Source organism: Neorhizobium tunisiense (genome assembly GCF_039631515.1).
GTDB lineage: Bacteria > Pseudomonadota > Alphaproteobacteria > Rhizobiales > Rhizobiaceae > Neorhizobium.
In genome coordinates this window covers 1223098-1237397 of the sequence record NZ_JBDIUU010000001.1, presented here as the reverse complement: position 1 = coordinate 1237397, position 14300 = coordinate 1223098, and the positions used below count along the sequence as shown (strand labels likewise).

15 protein-coding genes and 1 tRNA gene are annotated in these 14300 nt (G+C 63.1%); 10 read left to right on the top strand and 6 right to left on the bottom strand.

The genetic code is table 11. The features are described from left to right. Positions 1–212: 212 nt before the first annotated feature. From ppdK to ABCW43_RS06610, 3 genes are all read left to right on the top strand, one after another. Complete coding sequence (gene ppdK / locus ABCW43_RS06620; protein ID WP_345922648.1) at positions 213–2885, top strand: pyruvate, phosphate dikinase; 2673 nt, start codon at positions 213–215, stop codon at positions 2883–2885. Then, complete coding sequence (locus ABCW43_RS06615) at positions 2882–3313, top strand: GNAT family N-acetyltransferase (protein WP_345922647.1); 432 nt, start codon at positions 2882–2884, stop codon at positions 3311–3313. Before ppdK ends, ABCW43_RS06615 begins: the two co-directional genes overlap by 4 nt. A gap of 89 nt (positions 3314–3402) precedes the next feature. Beyond that, positions 3403–3762: a VOC family protein gene (locus ABCW43_RS06610; RefSeq protein ID WP_345922646.1), complete on the top strand. Its 360-nt coding sequence runs from the start codon at positions 3403–3405 to the stop codon at positions 3760–3762. A gap of 116 nt (positions 3763–3878) precedes the next feature. Here ABCW43_RS06610 and ABCW43_RS06605 read toward each other — a convergent pair whose 3' ends face one another. Then, positions 3879–4151, bottom strand: coding sequence for a hypothetical protein (locus ABCW43_RS06605; RefSeq protein WP_445738917.1), 273 nt, complete (start codon positions 4149–4151; stop codon positions 3879–3881). A gap of 104 nt (positions 4152–4255) precedes the next feature. Between ABCW43_RS06605 and ABCW43_RS06600 the strand changes: the two genes are divergently transcribed. Next, positions 4256–5149 (top strand): DUF1499 domain-containing protein, encoded by an 894-nt coding sequence (locus ABCW43_RS06600; RefSeq protein ID WP_345922644.1) that lies wholly within the window; start codon positions 4256–4258, stop codon positions 5147–5149. On the opposite strand, the gene ABCW43_RS06595 is transcribed toward ABCW43_RS06600, so the two are convergent. Continuing rightward, a complete protein-coding gene (locus tag ABCW43_RS06595; RefSeq protein ID WP_345922643.1) occupies positions 5146–6057 on the bottom strand; it encodes an MBL fold metallo-hydrolase in 912 nt (303 codons plus the stop codon). The genes ABCW43_RS06600 and ABCW43_RS06595 overlap by 4 nt on opposite strands. A 221-nt stretch (positions 6058–6278) precedes the next feature. Next, entirely contained in the window at positions 6279–6635 is a 357-nt protein-coding gene (locus ABCW43_RS06590) for a hypothetical protein (RefSeq protein ID WP_046607127.1), read from the bottom strand. A 259-nt stretch (positions 6636–6894) separates the two neighbouring features. Here ABCW43_RS06590 and ABCW43_RS06585 point away from each other — a divergent pair. Next, positions 6895–6971: transfer RNA gene (locus ABCW43_RS06585), tRNA-Pro, on the top strand. 278 nt (positions 6972–7249) lie between these two features. Continuing rightward, positions 7250–8275: a LacI family DNA-binding transcriptional regulator gene (locus tag ABCW43_RS06580; protein ID WP_345922642.1), complete on the top strand. Its 1026-nt coding sequence runs from the start codon at positions 7250–7252 to the stop codon at positions 8273–8275. Positions 8276–8339: 64 nt separating this feature from the next. Here ABCW43_RS06580 and cysN read toward each other — a convergent pair whose 3' ends face one another. Genes cysN through ABCW43_RS06565 form a run of 3 tightly spaced genes read right to left on the bottom strand, consistent with a single transcriptional unit; the run spans position 8340 to position 11600 of the window. Next, positions 8340–9839, bottom strand: coding sequence for a sulfate adenylyltransferase subunit CysN (cysN, locus tag ABCW43_RS06575; RefSeq protein ID WP_345922641.1), 1500 nt, complete (start codon positions 9837–9839; stop codon positions 8340–8342). Between the two features lies 1 nt (position 9840). After that, the gene (gene cysD / locus ABCW43_RS06570) at positions 9841–10794 is read right to left on the bottom strand and encodes a sulfate adenylyltransferase subunit CysD (protein WP_345922640.1); all 954 of its coding nucleotides are present in this window, start codon (positions 10792–10794) and stop codon (positions 9841–9843) included. A 41-nt stretch (positions 10795–10835) separates the two neighbouring features. Next, positions 10836–11600, bottom strand: a complete 765-nt coding sequence (locus ABCW43_RS06565) for a phosphoadenylyl-sulfate reductase (RefSeq protein WP_345922639.1) — start codon at positions 11598–11600, stop codon at positions 10836–10838. 361 nt (positions 11601–11961) lie between these two features. Between ABCW43_RS06565 and ABCW43_RS06560 the strand changes: the two genes are divergently transcribed. From ABCW43_RS06560 to ABCW43_RS06545, 4 genes are all read left to right on the top strand, one after another. Further along, complete coding sequence (locus ABCW43_RS06560) at positions 11962–12417, top strand: RrF2 family transcriptional regulator (RefSeq protein WP_345922638.1); 456 nt, start codon at positions 11962–11964, stop codon at positions 12415–12417. A gap of 59 nt (positions 12418–12476) precedes the next feature. Next, the gene (locus tag ABCW43_RS06555; protein WP_345922637.1) at positions 12477–12722 is read left to right on the top strand and encodes a type II toxin-antitoxin system ParD family antitoxin; all 246 of its coding nucleotides are present in this window, start codon (positions 12477–12479) and stop codon (positions 12720–12722) included. Further along, positions 12712–13011, top strand: coding sequence for a type II toxin-antitoxin system RelE/ParE family toxin (locus tag ABCW43_RS06550; protein WP_345922636.1), 300 nt, complete (start codon positions 12712–12714; stop codon positions 13009–13011). Before ABCW43_RS06555 ends, ABCW43_RS06550 begins: the two co-directional genes overlap by 11 nt. Positions 13012–13250: 239 nt before the next feature. Then, on the top strand, positions 13251–14297 hold the full coding sequence (locus ABCW43_RS06545) for a sulfate ABC transporter substrate-binding protein (RefSeq protein WP_345922635.1): 1047 nt from the start codon (positions 13251–13253) through the stop codon (positions 14295–14297). Positions 14298–14300: the final 3 nt, after the last annotated feature.

Below are 14300 nucleotides of genomic sequence, written 5' to 3'. Positions count from 1 at the left end.
CCGTCCGGGTTTCCTGTCCTGGGCGGAAAGCTTTGCGGGGCCGCCTGTGATCCGGCCCCGCAAAGCTTTGTTTTAAGCGAGACCCGGTCCATTTGATGACCGTATTCGACCGCTTTTGTTGCGACGCAACATAATCCTGCCGACATCCGTTTCCAAACCGTCATAAAACTTGTAGTTATTGCGCAAAAGACTGCGACGGGTGGAGAGCAGCAATGTCGAAATGGGTCTATCGCTTCGGCGGTGGCGAGGCGGAGGGCCGCGCCACGGACGTCGAGCGGCTAGGTGGCAAGGGCGCCAATCTCGCAGAGATGGCAAGCCTTGGCCTGCCTGTTCCTCCAGGGCTGACCATCGTTACCGATGCCTGCGTTTTCTATTTCGAGAATGGAAGGACGCTTCCGGACGACCTGAAGGCGCAGGTCCTCGAAGGCATAACCGCGATCGAAGGGCAGACCGGCCGCGTATTCGGCGGCAAGACGAAGCCGCTGCTGCTGTCCGTGCGCTCCGGCGCCCGTGCTTCGATGCCGGGCATGATGGACACCGTTCTCAATCTCGGCCTCAACGACGAGACCGTGCAGGCGCTCGGGCACGATGCCGGCGATGCGCGCTTTGCCTGGGACAGCTACCGCCGCTTCATCCAGATGTATGCCGATGTGGTCATGGGCCTCGACCATGAGGTCTTCGAGGAAATCCTGGAGGACGAAAAGGCAAGGCTCGGCCATGACTACGACACCGACCTCTCCGCCGTCGAATGGCAGCATGTCGTCGGCCTCTACAAGAGGATGATCGAGGACGAGCTGGACACCAGCTTTCCGCAGGATCCGCATGGGCAGCTCTGGGGCGCCATCCGCGCCGTCTTTTCGAGTTGGATGAACCCGCGCGCCATGACCTATCGCATGCTCCACCACATTCCGGAGGAGTGGGGCACGGCCGTCAACGTCCAGACCATGGTGTTCGGCAATCTCGGCTCGTCGTCTGCGACCGGTGTCGCCTTCACCCGCAACCCCTCGACCGGCGAAAAGGCGCTCTACGGCGAGTTTCTGGTCAATGCCCAAGGGGAGGATGTCGTCGCCGGCATCCGTACGCCGCAATCGATCACCGAGGAAGGACGTATCGCCTCCGGCTCCGAAAAGCCGTCGATGGAAAAGCTGATGCCGGAAACGTTCGCCGAGTTCAAGGCGATCTGCGACCGGCTGGAAGCCCATTACCGCGAAATGCAGGACCTCGAATTCACCGTCGAGCGCGGCAAGCTGTGGATGCTGCAGACCCGTTCCGGCAAGCGCACCACCCGCGCGGCGATGAAGATCGCCGTCGACATGGTGGAGGAGGGTGTCATCACCGAGGAAGAGGCAGTCTGCCGCATCGAGCCGCCCTCGCTCGACCAGCTTCTCCACCCGACCATCGATCCGCGTGTCGAGCGCCACGTGGTCGGGTCCGGCCTGCCGGCTTCCCCGGGAGCCGCCACCGGCGAGATCGTCTTCACCGCCGAAGAGGCGGTCGAGGCGGAACACGAGGGCCGCAAGGTCATCCTCGTGCGCATCGAAACCAGCCCTGAGGATATTCACGGCATGCACGCCGCTGAAGGCATCTTGACGACCCGCGGCGGCATGACCAGCCACGCCGCCGTCGTCGCCCGCGGCATGGGCATCCCCTGCGTCGTCGGCGCCGGCTCGATGCGCGTCGATCTGCGCAACGAAATCCTGATCGGCGCCGGGGGCGTGACGCTGAAGCGCGGCGACACGGTTACGATAGACGGCTCGTCCGGCCAGGTGCTGAAGGGCGCCGTGCCGATGATCCAGCCCGCGCTGTCGGGCGATTTCGGCAAGTTGATGGCCTGGGCAGACAAGACCCGCCGCATGACGGTGCGCACCAATGCCGATACGCCGCAGGATGCCCGTGCCGCCCGCTCGTTCGGGGCCGAAGGTATCGGGCTGTGCCGCACCGAGCACATGTTCTTCGAGGGCGACCGTATCCACGTGATGCGCGAGATGATCCTCGCCGAAGATGAAAAGGGCCGCCGCGAGGCGCTCGGAAGACTCCTGCCGATGCAGCGTTCGGATTTCATCGAGCTGTTTTCGATCATGCACGGCCTGCCGGTGACGATCCGCCTGCTCGATCCGCCGCTGCACGAATTCCTGCCGAAGAGCGAGGCCGAAATCGCTGAGGTCGCCAAGGCGATGGCGATGCCGCCGGCCTTCCTCGCTCGCCGCATCGACGCAATCCACGAATTCAACCCGATGCTCGGCCATCGCGGCTGCCGGCTGGCGATTTCCTATCCGGAGATCGCCGAAATGCAGGCCCGGGCCATCTTCGAGGCGGCGGTGGAGGCCGGAAAGCTCACGGGCGAGCCGGTCGAGCTGGAAATCATGGTTCCGCTCGTCAGCCTGCGCAAGGAACTGGACTATGTGAAGGGCGTCATCGACCGCGTCGCCGAGGATGTCGCGAAGGAAACGGGCGTGCCGATCGCCTATCTCGCCGGCACGATGATCGAGCTGCCGCGCGCCGCGATCCGCGCCCATGTGATCGCCGAGACCGCCGAATTTTTCTCCTTCGGCACCAACGACCTGACCCAGACGACCTTCGGCATGTCGCGCGACGATGCGGCGGCCTTCATTCCGACCTACCAGAAGAAGGGCATCATCGAGCACGACCCGTTCATCTCGCTCGATTTCGACGGTGTCGGCGAGCTCATCCAGATGGCCGCCGAGCGCGGCCGCCGCACCCGCAACGATTTGAAGCTCGGCATCTGCGGTGAACATGGCGGCGATCCCGCCTCGATCCGCTTCTGCGAGAATGCCGACCTCGACTACGTCTCCTGCTCGCCCTTCCGCGTGCCGATCGCAAGGCTTGCGGCGGCGCAGGCGGCGATCGAAAGGAGGAGGTCATGAGCCAAGTCACCGTTCTCGCAGTGCCCGTCTTCAGCACGCTCTGCAATGAGGGTTTCCGCCTTCGCCGCGAAGTCTTCATCGTCGAGCAGAACGTGCCCGCTGACATGGAGTTCGATGCCGACGATCTGACCGCCTTCCACTTCGTGGCCGTCGTTTCGGGTGAGGTCTGCGGCACGCTTCGGGTCATTTATGCGGAAGACTGCGTCAGGATCGGCCGGGTCGCCGTCATCAGGCCCTGGCGCGGCAAGGGCCTCGCCAGCGCCATGATCCGCGCCGCCATGGAGACGCATAAGGACGCGAGGGACAACCGCTTCCATCTGGCCGCCCAAAGCGACAAGATCTCCATGTATAAACGCTTCGGCTTCAAGGCGTATGGCGAAGAGTTCTTCGATGTTGGAATTCCCCATTACAACATGAAGAATTTCTGAGGCCGGCCACCTTTCGTTTCTGCCAGTGAGGGCTAGGACGGCGAACTCCCCATGCTATCTTCCCCAGCGAGAGCGACAGGGAGGAAAACATGCCGCGCTTGGACCATGTCAATATTCATACGCGCGATGCCGACGCGATGATCGCGTTCCTGGGCAAGGTGCTCGGGGCCAAGGAAGGCTACCGGCCACCCTTTTCCGATCCGGGCCGCTGGCTTTATCTCGAAGGCCATCCCTTCATTCACTTGAGCATCGTCACCCGTGACGAAGATTTTCCGCCCGGCATGTTCAACCATGTGGCTTTCGGCTTTTACGATCACGACGCCGCCATCGAGAGGATCACGGCGACGGGTTACCGCTTCGAACACGACGCCATACCCGATACCGACATCGGCCAGATCTTCGTCTACGGCCCGGAAGGCGTGAAGATCGAGCTGCAATATCGCCGGTGATCGAGCGGGCCTTCACTTTCGACGCCGGATATCCCTATGGGCCGGTCAAGGAGACCCGGCACGCCGGTAGCATGCGGGATTTGGAGGAGCGCGCTGCTCTATAGCGTCGTATCGAATCAACGCCGCTCGACGATCACCCGGCGCTCCACCACCATCGGCCGCCACATCATCGCGTCGGCACGGGACTGCATCGAGCGGCCTTCGGCGCGGCGGTCGAGCTCGATGTCGAGCATGCAGCGCGCCATGGCATCCGTGCCCCGCCTGAAGCCGTAGCTGGCGCAGGTAGTTTCGTCCGCCGCGCGGCGTTCCTCCGGCGTCATCGTCTGGCAGCCCGCCAGCAGCGCGGCCAACGGTGCGATGAGGAGAAAGCTGTGAGGGCGCATGGGCATGAACTCCTTTTCATTCAGCCGGGCTGCAACCATGGGATTCCATTCCGGGCGAAGCTGTTTTACACAGGAGCAAGCGCTTTTGCCATGGAGCCTTTACCGATCTGATGTCCGTCCGTTTTGTCCGGCCCGTTTCCCACTCGGCCTATACGGCCCGCAGGCTGGCCTTATCGGCCTTGGCGCTGTTCGTCATCGCCACGCTGGCGCATCGTTTCGGTCCCCTGGCGACGCCGGATTTCCTGGCCCTGCTGTTTCTCTCGGCGGCGATTGCCGCCGTTTCCGTGCCCCTGTCGCTGATCGGCCTGATGCGGCTCTGGCAGGTCGGCGCAAGCGGCGGCGTCGCAGCCACCAAGGGGCTGGCCTATGCCGCTGTCCCGCTTGCCGTCGTGGCGACCGGCGCCTTTTATTATTACACCTTGCCGCCGCTCCACGACATTTCCACCGATATTGCCGATCCGCCGCCCTGGGTCGCGGCACCGAAGGCCAACCAGAAATGGCTGCCGCGCTCGACGGTGATCACGCCTGCCGATCGGCGGGTGCAATTCGCCGCCTATCCCGGCCTCACCGGCAGGCGTTACGAAGGCGCCCTCGACCGCGTCTATCAGGGCGTACAGAAGGCGGTACTCTCCGCCCGGATCGCGATCACCAAGAAGGAAGGCGTCGAGCTGATCGCGCCGGACATCTCCCAGCGCCCCGCGCCGCCGGACGAACAGGCGCCGGTGCCGGACGTGGCGCCGATCCCGCTGCCGCGCCCGGAACCGTCGCTTGCACCGGTTTTCGTCAATGCCGGCGATGTGCTGCTGCAGGGGGAGACCCGCACCCTGGTTCTCGGCCTGCGTTTCGACCTGGTGATCCGGCTGCGCGAGGATGCCGAGACGACCTCCGTCGATATCCGCGTCGCTTCGCGCTACGGGCCGCATGACCTCGGGATGAGCGAAGCCATCGCCGAGGATTTCCTCGACCGGCTCGATACCGAGCTCCTGGGGATTGCCGGGAACTAGGCCGCCCAGTACACGCCCGCAAGCGATGGCGGGCCTTCGGTCAGCACGCGGCCTTTTTCGACCAGGTCTTCCAGATGCGCGAGCACCGAAAGGGCCGCCGCCCCATGCAGGCGCGGATCGGTGCTGGCATAGATCACCTTGACCATGTCCGGGATCAGCCGGTCGCCTGCCTTGATGCGCTCCAGCACGGCGCGTTCGCGCATGCGCCGATGGGTGCGAAGCCCGCGCAGGAACGAGCCCGGTTCCTTCACCGGGCCGCCATGGCCCGGAAAGAAGATGCGGTCCTCGCGCGGCAGCAGTTTTTCGATCGAAGCCATGAAGTCGGCCATCGAGCCATCCGGCGGCGCGACGATCGTGGTTGCCCAGGCCATCACGTGATCGGCGGAAAACAGGACGGCGGTTCCTTCCAGTCCGAAGGCGGAATGGTTGGCCGTGTGGCCGGGTGTGTGCACGGCCGCCAGCGCCCAGCCGTCCCCCTCGATCACCTGCCCGTCGGCGACCGCGATGTCGGGCACGAAACCGGTGTCGGCGCTTTCCGCGAACGGGTTGACCTCGCCCGCATGCAGCGGCCGCGAGGCCCGGTGCGGTCCCTCGGCGACGGTGATCGCGCCGGTTTCTTCGCTCAGCCGGCGGGCGAGCGGGGAATGGTCGCGGTGGGTGTGGCTGACGAAGATATGGGTGACCTCGCGACCCTTCAGCGCCGCCATCAGCGCCTCGAAATGCGCATCGTTCTCGGGGCCTGGATCGATGACCGCGACCGAGGAGCCGCCGACGATATAGGTATTGGTGCCGTGAAAGGTAAAGGGCGAGGGATTGTTGACGGTAATCCGCTGCACGCCGTCGGCAACAGTGACCGGCACGCCGTAGGAAGGGGTGAATTCCATGTCGAAGGTAATGTCTTCCGCCATGCCGGGCCTCCGCGCCTGATGCGATCTCGATGACGGCCATTGCGGCATTGCCGGTTCTGCGCCAGACACCCGATCGTATCGATACGCTGTTCAAAGCGCGGGAGAGATTTAGCACCGCTTTCGCTGCGGTGCATTCAAAAACAGCGCCGGCCTTCACCCTGTCGGGCGGCGGCCGGCGGCTTTCATGACTGATGTCGTCCGCTTGCGCGGGCTTGCCCGGCTCAGCTGGCGGTCAGCAGTTCCGTGCAATAGCTCGGGCCGTTGGCGCCCGGACGATCGGAGATGATGGTGATGTCGCGGATCACGTAGCTGGAGGAGACGGTGATCTTGGCCGTGCAGCTGACGCTGGCCGTGCGGCCGCCCTGCTGCTTGATGCGGTTATAGCCGCCACGCCAAGTGTAGACGGTCGTGGAGCCCTCGTCGATATCGCTGATCGGCGGGCTGAATTTCGCGAAGAACTCGCCGGCCGAGTGACCCACCCAGCGGCTTTCGATGGGGTTGCTGGCAACGCTGACGGTGGTGCAGGCCGAAAGGGCGAGCGCGAAAAGGGCAGTCGATGCGATGACGCGGCGGCTCATGATTCTCAAAAATCCTTCATGTCTTCTGTTGTGCCTGGGAGGCAAGGCTTTCGAGACTGCACGTAACAGATTTTTGTCAGGCTTCGCGAGGCGATGAGCGCCCATCGACATCAAATTTATCCTGCGCCGCTTTTTTGCAACGCCTTGGTTTTCCGCCTTTCCGGAACCGGTGTGCCGGCGATCAAGACGCTGTCGCATATTTTTCATGAGCGGCGCTTGTGCAATGAAAAATGCTGGTCTATAGAGGCGCCGCTGGTCACGGAGTGTAGCGCAGTCTGGTAGCGCACCACGTTCGGGACGTGGGGGTCGAGTGTTCGAATCACTCCACTCCGACCAGCCGATCCTTGGCTTCCCAAGAGATTTCGCTCTCCCGAAAAGCTTTCCCCGTAAAACCGTAGTCCAGCGGACCCACCGCATGGCCGAATACATCGGGATTGCTGCTTTAGATCGGTCTTATCCACAACCCACGCTTTGACAGGACGAAATTATATTAGGTCCGGACATGCCGTTGCGGCATCATGGCGGCGGGAACGTGCAACTTGTCGAAAGGCCTCCCCGCCCAGAAACTGCTTCGGGTGGTAGCCTGCTTGGCAGGAGAGAGGGCCGCAGAACGCATGCCGCCTAGACGCGCCAGATCGGAACGGGTGACCCTGCTTGACGTCGCAAACGTTCTCGGGATCAGTTCGATCACCGTTTCCCGCGCCCTGCGCGAACCGGAAAAGGTGTCCGAGCCGCTTCGGCAGAAGATCCTCCGTCAGGTGGAGCAGATGGGCTATGTGCCCGATCTGGCCGCCCGGGCGCTCGCAAGCCGCCACAACGGCACTATCGGGGTTCTGGCGCCGGCGCTGACCAATCATGCTTTTCTCGGCATCATGAGTGGCATCGAGGAACGATTGCGCGATACGGATCTGCGCATCCAATATGCCAACACCAACCACGATCCGGATCAGGAATACCGTCAGGTCAAGCTTTTCCTGTCACAGCATCCGGCCGGCATCCTCCTGACGGGATTGCAGGACCAGCGCGTCGGCGGTCTGCTTGCGCTCGCGCCGTGCCCGGTGGTTCAGATCGTCGATCTCAACCTGCTGCCCTCGGGTATCGCGGTCGGCATCAATCACCGCGAGGCGGCCGAGACTGCGACGCGCCATCTACTCGCCTGCGGATATCGCCGTATCGGCCTGATCGGCGGCAGCCGCGATCTCCGCGCGCAGAGGCGGCATGATGGTTATGCGCTGGCCATGCAGGAGGCCGGCCTCTACGATCCGGGCCTCGTCATGAGCGAGCACAAGCAAACGAGCATGCAGCTCGGCTGCGACCTCTTCAAGCGGCTGCTGGCAACGGACCCCGATGTCGACGCGGTATTCTGCCAGAACGACGATCTTGCGCTCGGCGCGCTGTTCGAGGCGCAAAGGGCGGGCCTGCGCGTGCCGGACGATTTTGGAATCTGCGGCTATAACGACCTGGATTTCGCGCTCTGCGCCGAACCGAGGCTGACGACGATCCGCGTGCCGCGTTTCCAAATGGGCTATCGTGCCGCGGATCTTATAATCCGGGCCGTCAGCGGCGAATGCCTGCCGAGCCGGGTGATCCAGCTGCCGTTCGATCTCATCCAGCGCGGTTCGACGCGGCCGATCGCCTGACGGGGGCTGGCAACGAAAAAAGGGACCTTCCGGCCCCCTTTCTATTTCCCGCCGATCGAAACGATCAGATGTCGCCGCCGGCGTTGGAGAACAGCTCCGCTGCCTGCTTGGCGGTCATCCGCTTGATCTCGGTTTCGTCGCGCCGGTTGGCGAAGAGTTCGCTTGCCATCAGCTGTTCGGCGAGATCGGCCGGCAGCGACAGCACGACACGCTGGCCTTCGCCCCCTTGGCCACGATGGATACCGCCAACCTCGCCGCGCTTGGCGGTGATCATGCCACCCGCAACCGTGTTCAGGGTATCCGGATCGATCAGGATGAAGGCACCGGTGGAGCGGTTCTGGTCGTAGGCGTCAAAGACCGCCAGTTCCTCGAAGGAGAGGCGCACCTTGCCGATCGCGTTCATCGCCAGCGTCGAGGCATGCGGCTGCCATTTGCCGGTCGCAAGCTCGAGCTGGCTGATCGGCTCGACCACGACGCGCTGGCGGCGCGAACCGCTCTTCAGCCAGTAGCGTTTTCCGGGTTCGATGCCGCCCGGCTGCAGCGACACCAGCTGGGCGTCGAAATGGTGGCCGGTCATCGGCTGGCCGTCGAGCGAGACGATCACGTCGCCGCGCGCGATATCCACCTGCCGGTCGAGGACCAACGTGATCGCGTCGCCTGCGACGGCTGCGTTGCGCACCAGGTCGAAGGTGACGATCCGGCTGACATTGGCGACGGTGCCGGAGGGCAGGACGACCACCGAGTCGCCCGGCTTCACCGAGCCGCCCGCGACAGTTCCCTGATATCCGCGAAAACTCTCGCCGGGACGCACGACACGCTGCACCGGCAGGCGAAAACCACCGGCCTGGGTGGAGCGCACGGTCGCCAGCTCCAGCGCCTCGACCAGCGTCGGGCCGTCATACCAGGGCATCGAGGTGTCGGCCGGATAAACGACGTTTTCGCCCTTCAAGGCCGACATCGGGATGGCGGTGATCTGGCGCACGCCGAGCGACAGCGCGAATTCGCGGAAATCGTGGGAGATCCTGTCGAACACAGCCTTGTCGTAGTGGACGAGGTCGATCTTGTTGACCGCGAGCACGAACTGCCGGATGCCCATCAGGGCGGCGATCGTTGCATGCCGGCGGGTCTGCTCCAGAAGACCGGCGCGGGCGTCGGCAAGCAGGATGGCGAGATCGGCGGTCGAGGCCCCGGTCGCCATGTTGCGGGTATATTGCTCATGGCCGGGCGTGTCGGCGACGATGAACGAGCGCCGGTCGGTCGAGAAATAGCGATAGGCGACGTCGATCGTGATGCCCTGTTCGCGCTCGGCCTGCAGGCCGTCGAGCAGCAGGGCGAAGTCCGGCAGGCCGAGGTCGTTCTGACCGCCCGAGTCACGGGCAAGCGTCGCCGCCTGGTCTTCCTTGACCGCCTTGGTGTCCCAGAGCAGGCGGCCGATCAGCGTCGACTTGCCGTCATCGACCGAGCCGCAGGTGATGAGGCGCAGCGGGCGGGTGTCGCGCACTGCCTTCAGGGGTTCTGCGAAGGGCAGGATGGTCGCGGAGGGCGAGGTTGCTGTTGCGGTCATCTCAAAAATATCCTTCGCGCTTCTTCTTTTCCATCGAGCCTGACTGGTCGCGGTCGATGGCGCGGCCCTGGCGTTCGGAAACTGTGGCGATCTCGAGCTCGGCGATCACCTCTTCAAGGTTGGAGGCGGTCGAGTGGAGGGCGCCGGTCAGCGGGAAGCAGCCGAGCGTGCGGAACCGGATCATGCCCCGCTGCACGGTTTCGCCGGGCTTGAGTTCAAGCCGCGGATCCTCGGCAAGGATCATCATCCCGTCGCGCTCCACATAAGGGCGTTCGGCGGCGTAATAGAGCGGCACGAGCGGGATGTCCTCCGCCTGGATGTAGCGCCAGATGTCGACTTCCGTCCAGTTGGAGAGCGGGAAGGCGCGCACGCTTTCGCCCTTGCGGACCATGCCGTTATAGACGTTCCAAAGCTCCGGGCGCTGGTTGCGCGGGTCCCATTTATGGTCCGGGGTGCGGAACGAATAGATGCGTTCCTTAGCGCGGGAGGCCTCCTCGTCGCGCCGCGCGCCGCCGAAGGCCGCGTCGTAGCCGCCGGCATCGAGCGCCTGGCGCAGCGCCTCGGTCTTCATGATGTCGGTATAGAGCGCCGAACCGTGGGAGAACGGCGTGATGCCTTCCTCGGCGCCGCGCGGATTGGTGTGGACCACGAGGTCGAGATCGTATTTCTCGGCGATCTGGTCGCGGAACTCGATCATCTCCCTGAACTTCCACGTCGTATCCACGTGCAGGAGCGGGAAGGGGACGCGGCCGGGGTAAAAGGCCTTGCGGGCGAGATGCAGCAGGACGGAGGAGTCCTTGCCGATCGAATAAAGCATCACCGGATTTTCGAATTCCGCCGCCACTTCGCGAAAGATGTGGATCGCTTCGTTTTCGAGGGCCTTCAGATGCGGATCGAGCGGCGGTCTGGAAACGGGCGGGTTCTTCACTTCCGTTTCCTGTACTGACAAGGGCATTTCGGTCTCCGGCTAGTCTCTGGATACAAACACGTGTGGCTTCAGTTCGCCTGGGGCGCGGGCTCTGCGACTGAGGCGTTTTCCGGCACATGCAGGCCGCATTCGCGCTTCTCGTCGTTTTCCCACCACCAGCGGCCGGCGCGCTCAGGCTCGCCGGGCTTGATGGCGCGGGTACAGGGCTCGCAGCCGATCGAAGGATAACCGCGCTTGTGCAGCGGGTTGACCGGGATCGCCTCCGCAGCCACATGGGCGTTGATCGTCTCGATGTCCCAGTCGGCGAGCGGGTTGATCTTGATCAGGTTGCGCTCGGCGTCGTATTCGGCGAACGGCGTCGTGGCGCGATTGCCCGACTGGCCGCGGCGAAGGCCGGTGATCCAGACCTCGGCGCCGGCCAGAGCCTTGGCAAGAGGCTTCAGCTTGCGCACATGGCAGCAGGCGTGGCGGGCCTCGACGCTGTCGTAGAAGCCGTTCAGTCCGTATTTCGCCGCGTATTCATCCACGTCGTCCTGATCCGGCCGAAAGCGTCGGATCTCGATACCGTAGCGTTCCTCGGTCTCGCCGATCAGATCGACAGTTTCCTGGAACAGCCGCCCGGTTTCGAGCGTCGAGACTTCGACGGGCAGGCGGTGCGTGCCGATCGCGGCTGTTATCACCTGGTCCTCGATGCCGAGCGAGGTGGTGAAGACGGCGTGGCCGAGTTCGGCGGCAAGCGCCAGACGGCCGGCAAGGTCGAGGTTTTCAAGCTTTGCGTCGAGTGTGGCGGCCAGTTCCAGACGGTCCCGGCCGGCGGCGTCGTGCAATGTCATGGGTCTTCTTCCGTGAGCGATTGCTTGATTATTCAGATTCCACGCGCGCAAGGACAGGAAAACGCGTTTCTTCCCATGATGATGCGGAGCAAATATCTCTCCAAAGCGGCGCTCACACAGAAAACCTGCCGCCTTAACCAAAAGTGACCGGTTTAATCCCCGGAAACCCCTGCATTGGTTTGTATTTTCTCGTGATTTGAGATATTGCGGGAACATGTCTCCGGGGCGCTGTTTCCCCTGGCGGATATGCAGCCCCTGAGCGCCCTTCCGGCGGCCCCGTGGATGCCCCGAACGAAGCTTAAGTGAGCGGCGCCGTGAGGACCATTCGCCTCGCGGCGGCGCTATTGTCGATGGTTGCGTGATGATATCCCAGAAAGCGAAATACGCCCTTCGGGCCCTGGCTGCCCTGGCGCAGGCCGATCCCGAGGCGCCGATGCTGATTTCCGAGATTGCCCTCCAGCAGAGCATTCCGAAGAAATTTCTGGAACAGATCCTGCTCGACCTCAAACGTTCCGGCATCGTCGTTTCCCGTCGCGGCAAGCAGGGCGGATATCTTCTCCTGAAACCCGCCGATGCCATCACCTTCGGCGAAGTCCTGCGCCTGGTCGATGGCCCGATCGCGCCGCTGCCCTGCCTGTCGCAGACCGCCTACCGCAAATGCGAGGATTGCGACGGCGAGCACCTGTGCGAAATCCGCCACGTCTTCGCCCGCGTCGCCGACGCGACCCGCGACGTGCTGTTCAACACCACGATCGCCGATGCCATCGAAGGCGCCGGCGACACCAAGGCACCGGTCAGGGAATTGCTGACGGCTTGAGTATTGCTTCCAGCTTGGCGATGTACCAAAATTTGGTATAATGGCGGGTAGGAGGCAGTATGGCTCGAAACACATCCATTTCGCTCGGCGATCATTTCGCCACTTTCATCGACACGCAGGTCGAAAGCGGTCGCTATGGTTCGGCAAGCGATGTCGTCCGGGCGGGTCTGCGCCTGCTTGAAGAACACGAGGCCCGGGTCAAGGCCTTGCAGGACGCCCTGATTGCCGGTGAGGAGTCTGGACCGCCGCAACCATTTGACAATCAGGCATTTCTGAAACGGATGCGAGAGCGCCATGGCCGCTAAGGGCCGGGGTTACAGGCTTTCACCGCTTGCGGAAGAGGATCTTCGAGATATTTGGAATTATACGGCTGAAACCTGGTCTTGGGAGCAGGCTGAACGCTACCACGGTGAGCTAATCTCAACGCTGGAAGGATTAGCCGCAGGGCGGAAACTCGGTCGGCCGGTTGATATTCGGCAGGCGTATTTCAAATATACCGTCGGCGCGCATTGCGTTTTCTATCGGTTTTCCGAAAGCGCCATCGATATTATCCGCATTCTTCATCAGAAGATGGATGTCAGCCGACATCTGTAGCGTTTCTCCAAACCCTTGGAAAATTCTCCCCCGCGTCCCCAAAATCCCAATCATGGCCGGATTGTGATTTTACGAACCGCCTGTTTGCCGACGCGGGCGTTCTGTCCATGTCGACAGGGTTAATGGTTTCTTTGTCGTCGCAGACCGTCAAAGGGAAACAGTTTTGCCTTCTTCCCGACCTCGATTGACTAAGACGACTCAACCGATAGAGTTTCGGCAGAACCACAGGAGGGAACCTCATGTTCAATTTTGCCCCGGGATTGAGCCGGCGACTGGGTGCCCGTTTGGGCGCCGTCGCACTCGGCCTGTCCCTGACGGTCGGGGTCGTCGCGCCAGCTTTTGCCGATACCCAGCTGCTCAACGTCTCCTACGATCCGACCCGCGAGCTCTACAAGGATTTCAACGCCGCTTTCGCCAAATACTGGAAGGCCCAGGGTGGCGAGGCCGTGACGATCCGCCAGTCGCATGGCGGTTCCGGCGCGCAGGCCCGTTCCGTCATCGACGGCCTTGAGGCCGATGTCGTGACGCTGGCGCTCGAAAGCGACATCAATGCGATCGAGAAGTCCGGCAAGATCAAGGCCGGCTGGCGTGACCGCCTGCCGAACCACGCATCGCCCTATACGTCGACGATCGTCTTCCTTGTGCGCAAGGGCAATCCGAAGGGGATCAAGAACTGGGGCGACCTCGTGAAGGGCGACATCCAGATCGTAACCCCCAATCCCAAGACTTCCGGCGGCGCCCGCTGGAACTACCTTGCGGCCTGGGCCTGGGCGAACGAGGAATTCAAGGGCGACCAGGCCAAGATCAAGGCCTATGTCGGCGAACTCTACAAGCGCGCTCCGGTGCTCGATACCGGTGCCCGCGGCTCGACGGTCACCTTCGCGCAGCGCCAGATCGGCGACGTGCTGCTCGCCTGGGAAAACGAGGCCTATCTCGCCGGCGCCGAGTTCGGCAAGGATGCCTTCGAGATCGTCGTTCCGCCGATTTCGATCCTTGCAGAGCCGCCGGTTGCCGTCGTTGATGCGACCGTCGATTCCAAGGGTACCCGCAAGCAGGCGGAGGCCTATCTGCAATATCTCTACTCCGACGAGGGCCAGAACATCGCGGCGAAGCACTTCTATCGTCCTTCGAAGCCCGATGTGGTAAAGCCGGAATTGTTGAAGGCGCTGCCGAATATCAAGCTCGTCACCATCGACGATCCCATCTTCGGCGGCTGGAAGAAGGCGCAGCCCGAACATTTCGGTGACGGCGGCATTTTCGACCAGATCTACAAGCCCGGTAAGTAAGGT

Coding starts and splice junctions, on each gene's coding strand:
- ppdK (WP_345922648.1), top strand. CDS start 213: ATGTCGAAATGGGTCTATCGCTTCGGCGGTGGCGAGGCGGAGGGCCGC.
- cysN (WP_345922641.1), bottom strand. CDS start 9,839: ATGACCGCAACAGCAACCTCGCCCTCCGCGACCATCCTGCCCTTCGCA.
- ABCW43_RS06595 (WP_345922643.1), bottom strand. CDS start 6,057: ATGGCGGAAGACATTACCTTCGACATGGAATTCACCCCTTCCTACGGC.
- ABCW43_RS06600 (WP_345922644.1), top strand. CDS start 4,256: ATGTCCGTCCGTTTTGTCCGGCCCGTTTCCCACTCGGCCTATACGGCC.
- ABCW43_RS06560 (WP_345922638.1), top strand. CDS start 11,962: ATGATATCCCAGAAAGCGAAATACGCCCTTCGGGCCCTGGCTGCCCTG.
- ABCW43_RS06590 (WP_046607127.1), bottom strand. CDS start 6,635: ATGAGCCGCCGCGTCATCGCATCGACTGCCCTTTTCGCGCTCGCCCTT.
- ABCW43_RS06580 (WP_345922642.1), top strand. CDS start 7,250: ATGCCGCCTAGACGCGCCAGATCGGAACGGGTGACCCTGCTTGACGTC.
- ABCW43_RS06610 (WP_345922646.1), top strand. CDS start 3,403: ATGCCGCGCTTGGACCATGTCAATATTCATACGCGCGATGCCGACGCG.
- ABCW43_RS06565 (WP_345922639.1), bottom strand. CDS start 11,600: ATGACATTGCACGACGCCGCCGGCCGGGACCGTCTGGAACTGGCCGCC.
- ABCW43_RS06615 (WP_345922647.1), top strand. CDS start 2,882: ATGAGCCAAGTCACCGTTCTCGCAGTGCCCGTCTTCAGCACGCTCTGC.
- ABCW43_RS06605 (WP_445738917.1), bottom strand. CDS start 4,151: ATGCCCATGCGCCCTCACAGCTTTCTCCTCATCGCACCGTTGGCCGCG.
- ABCW43_RS06550 (WP_345922636.1), top strand. CDS start 12,712: ATGGCCGCTAAGGGCCGGGGTTACAGGCTTTCACCGCTTGCGGAAGAG.
- ABCW43_RS06555 (WP_345922637.1), top strand. CDS start 12,477: ATGGCTCGAAACACATCCATTTCGCTCGGCGATCATTTCGCCACTTTC.
- ABCW43_RS06545 (WP_345922635.1), top strand. CDS start 13,251: ATGTTCAATTTTGCCCCGGGATTGAGCCGGCGACTGGGTGCCCGTTTG.
- cysD (WP_345922640.1), bottom strand. CDS start 10,794: ATGCCCTTGTCAGTACAGGAAACGGAAGTGAAGAACCCGCCCGTTTCC.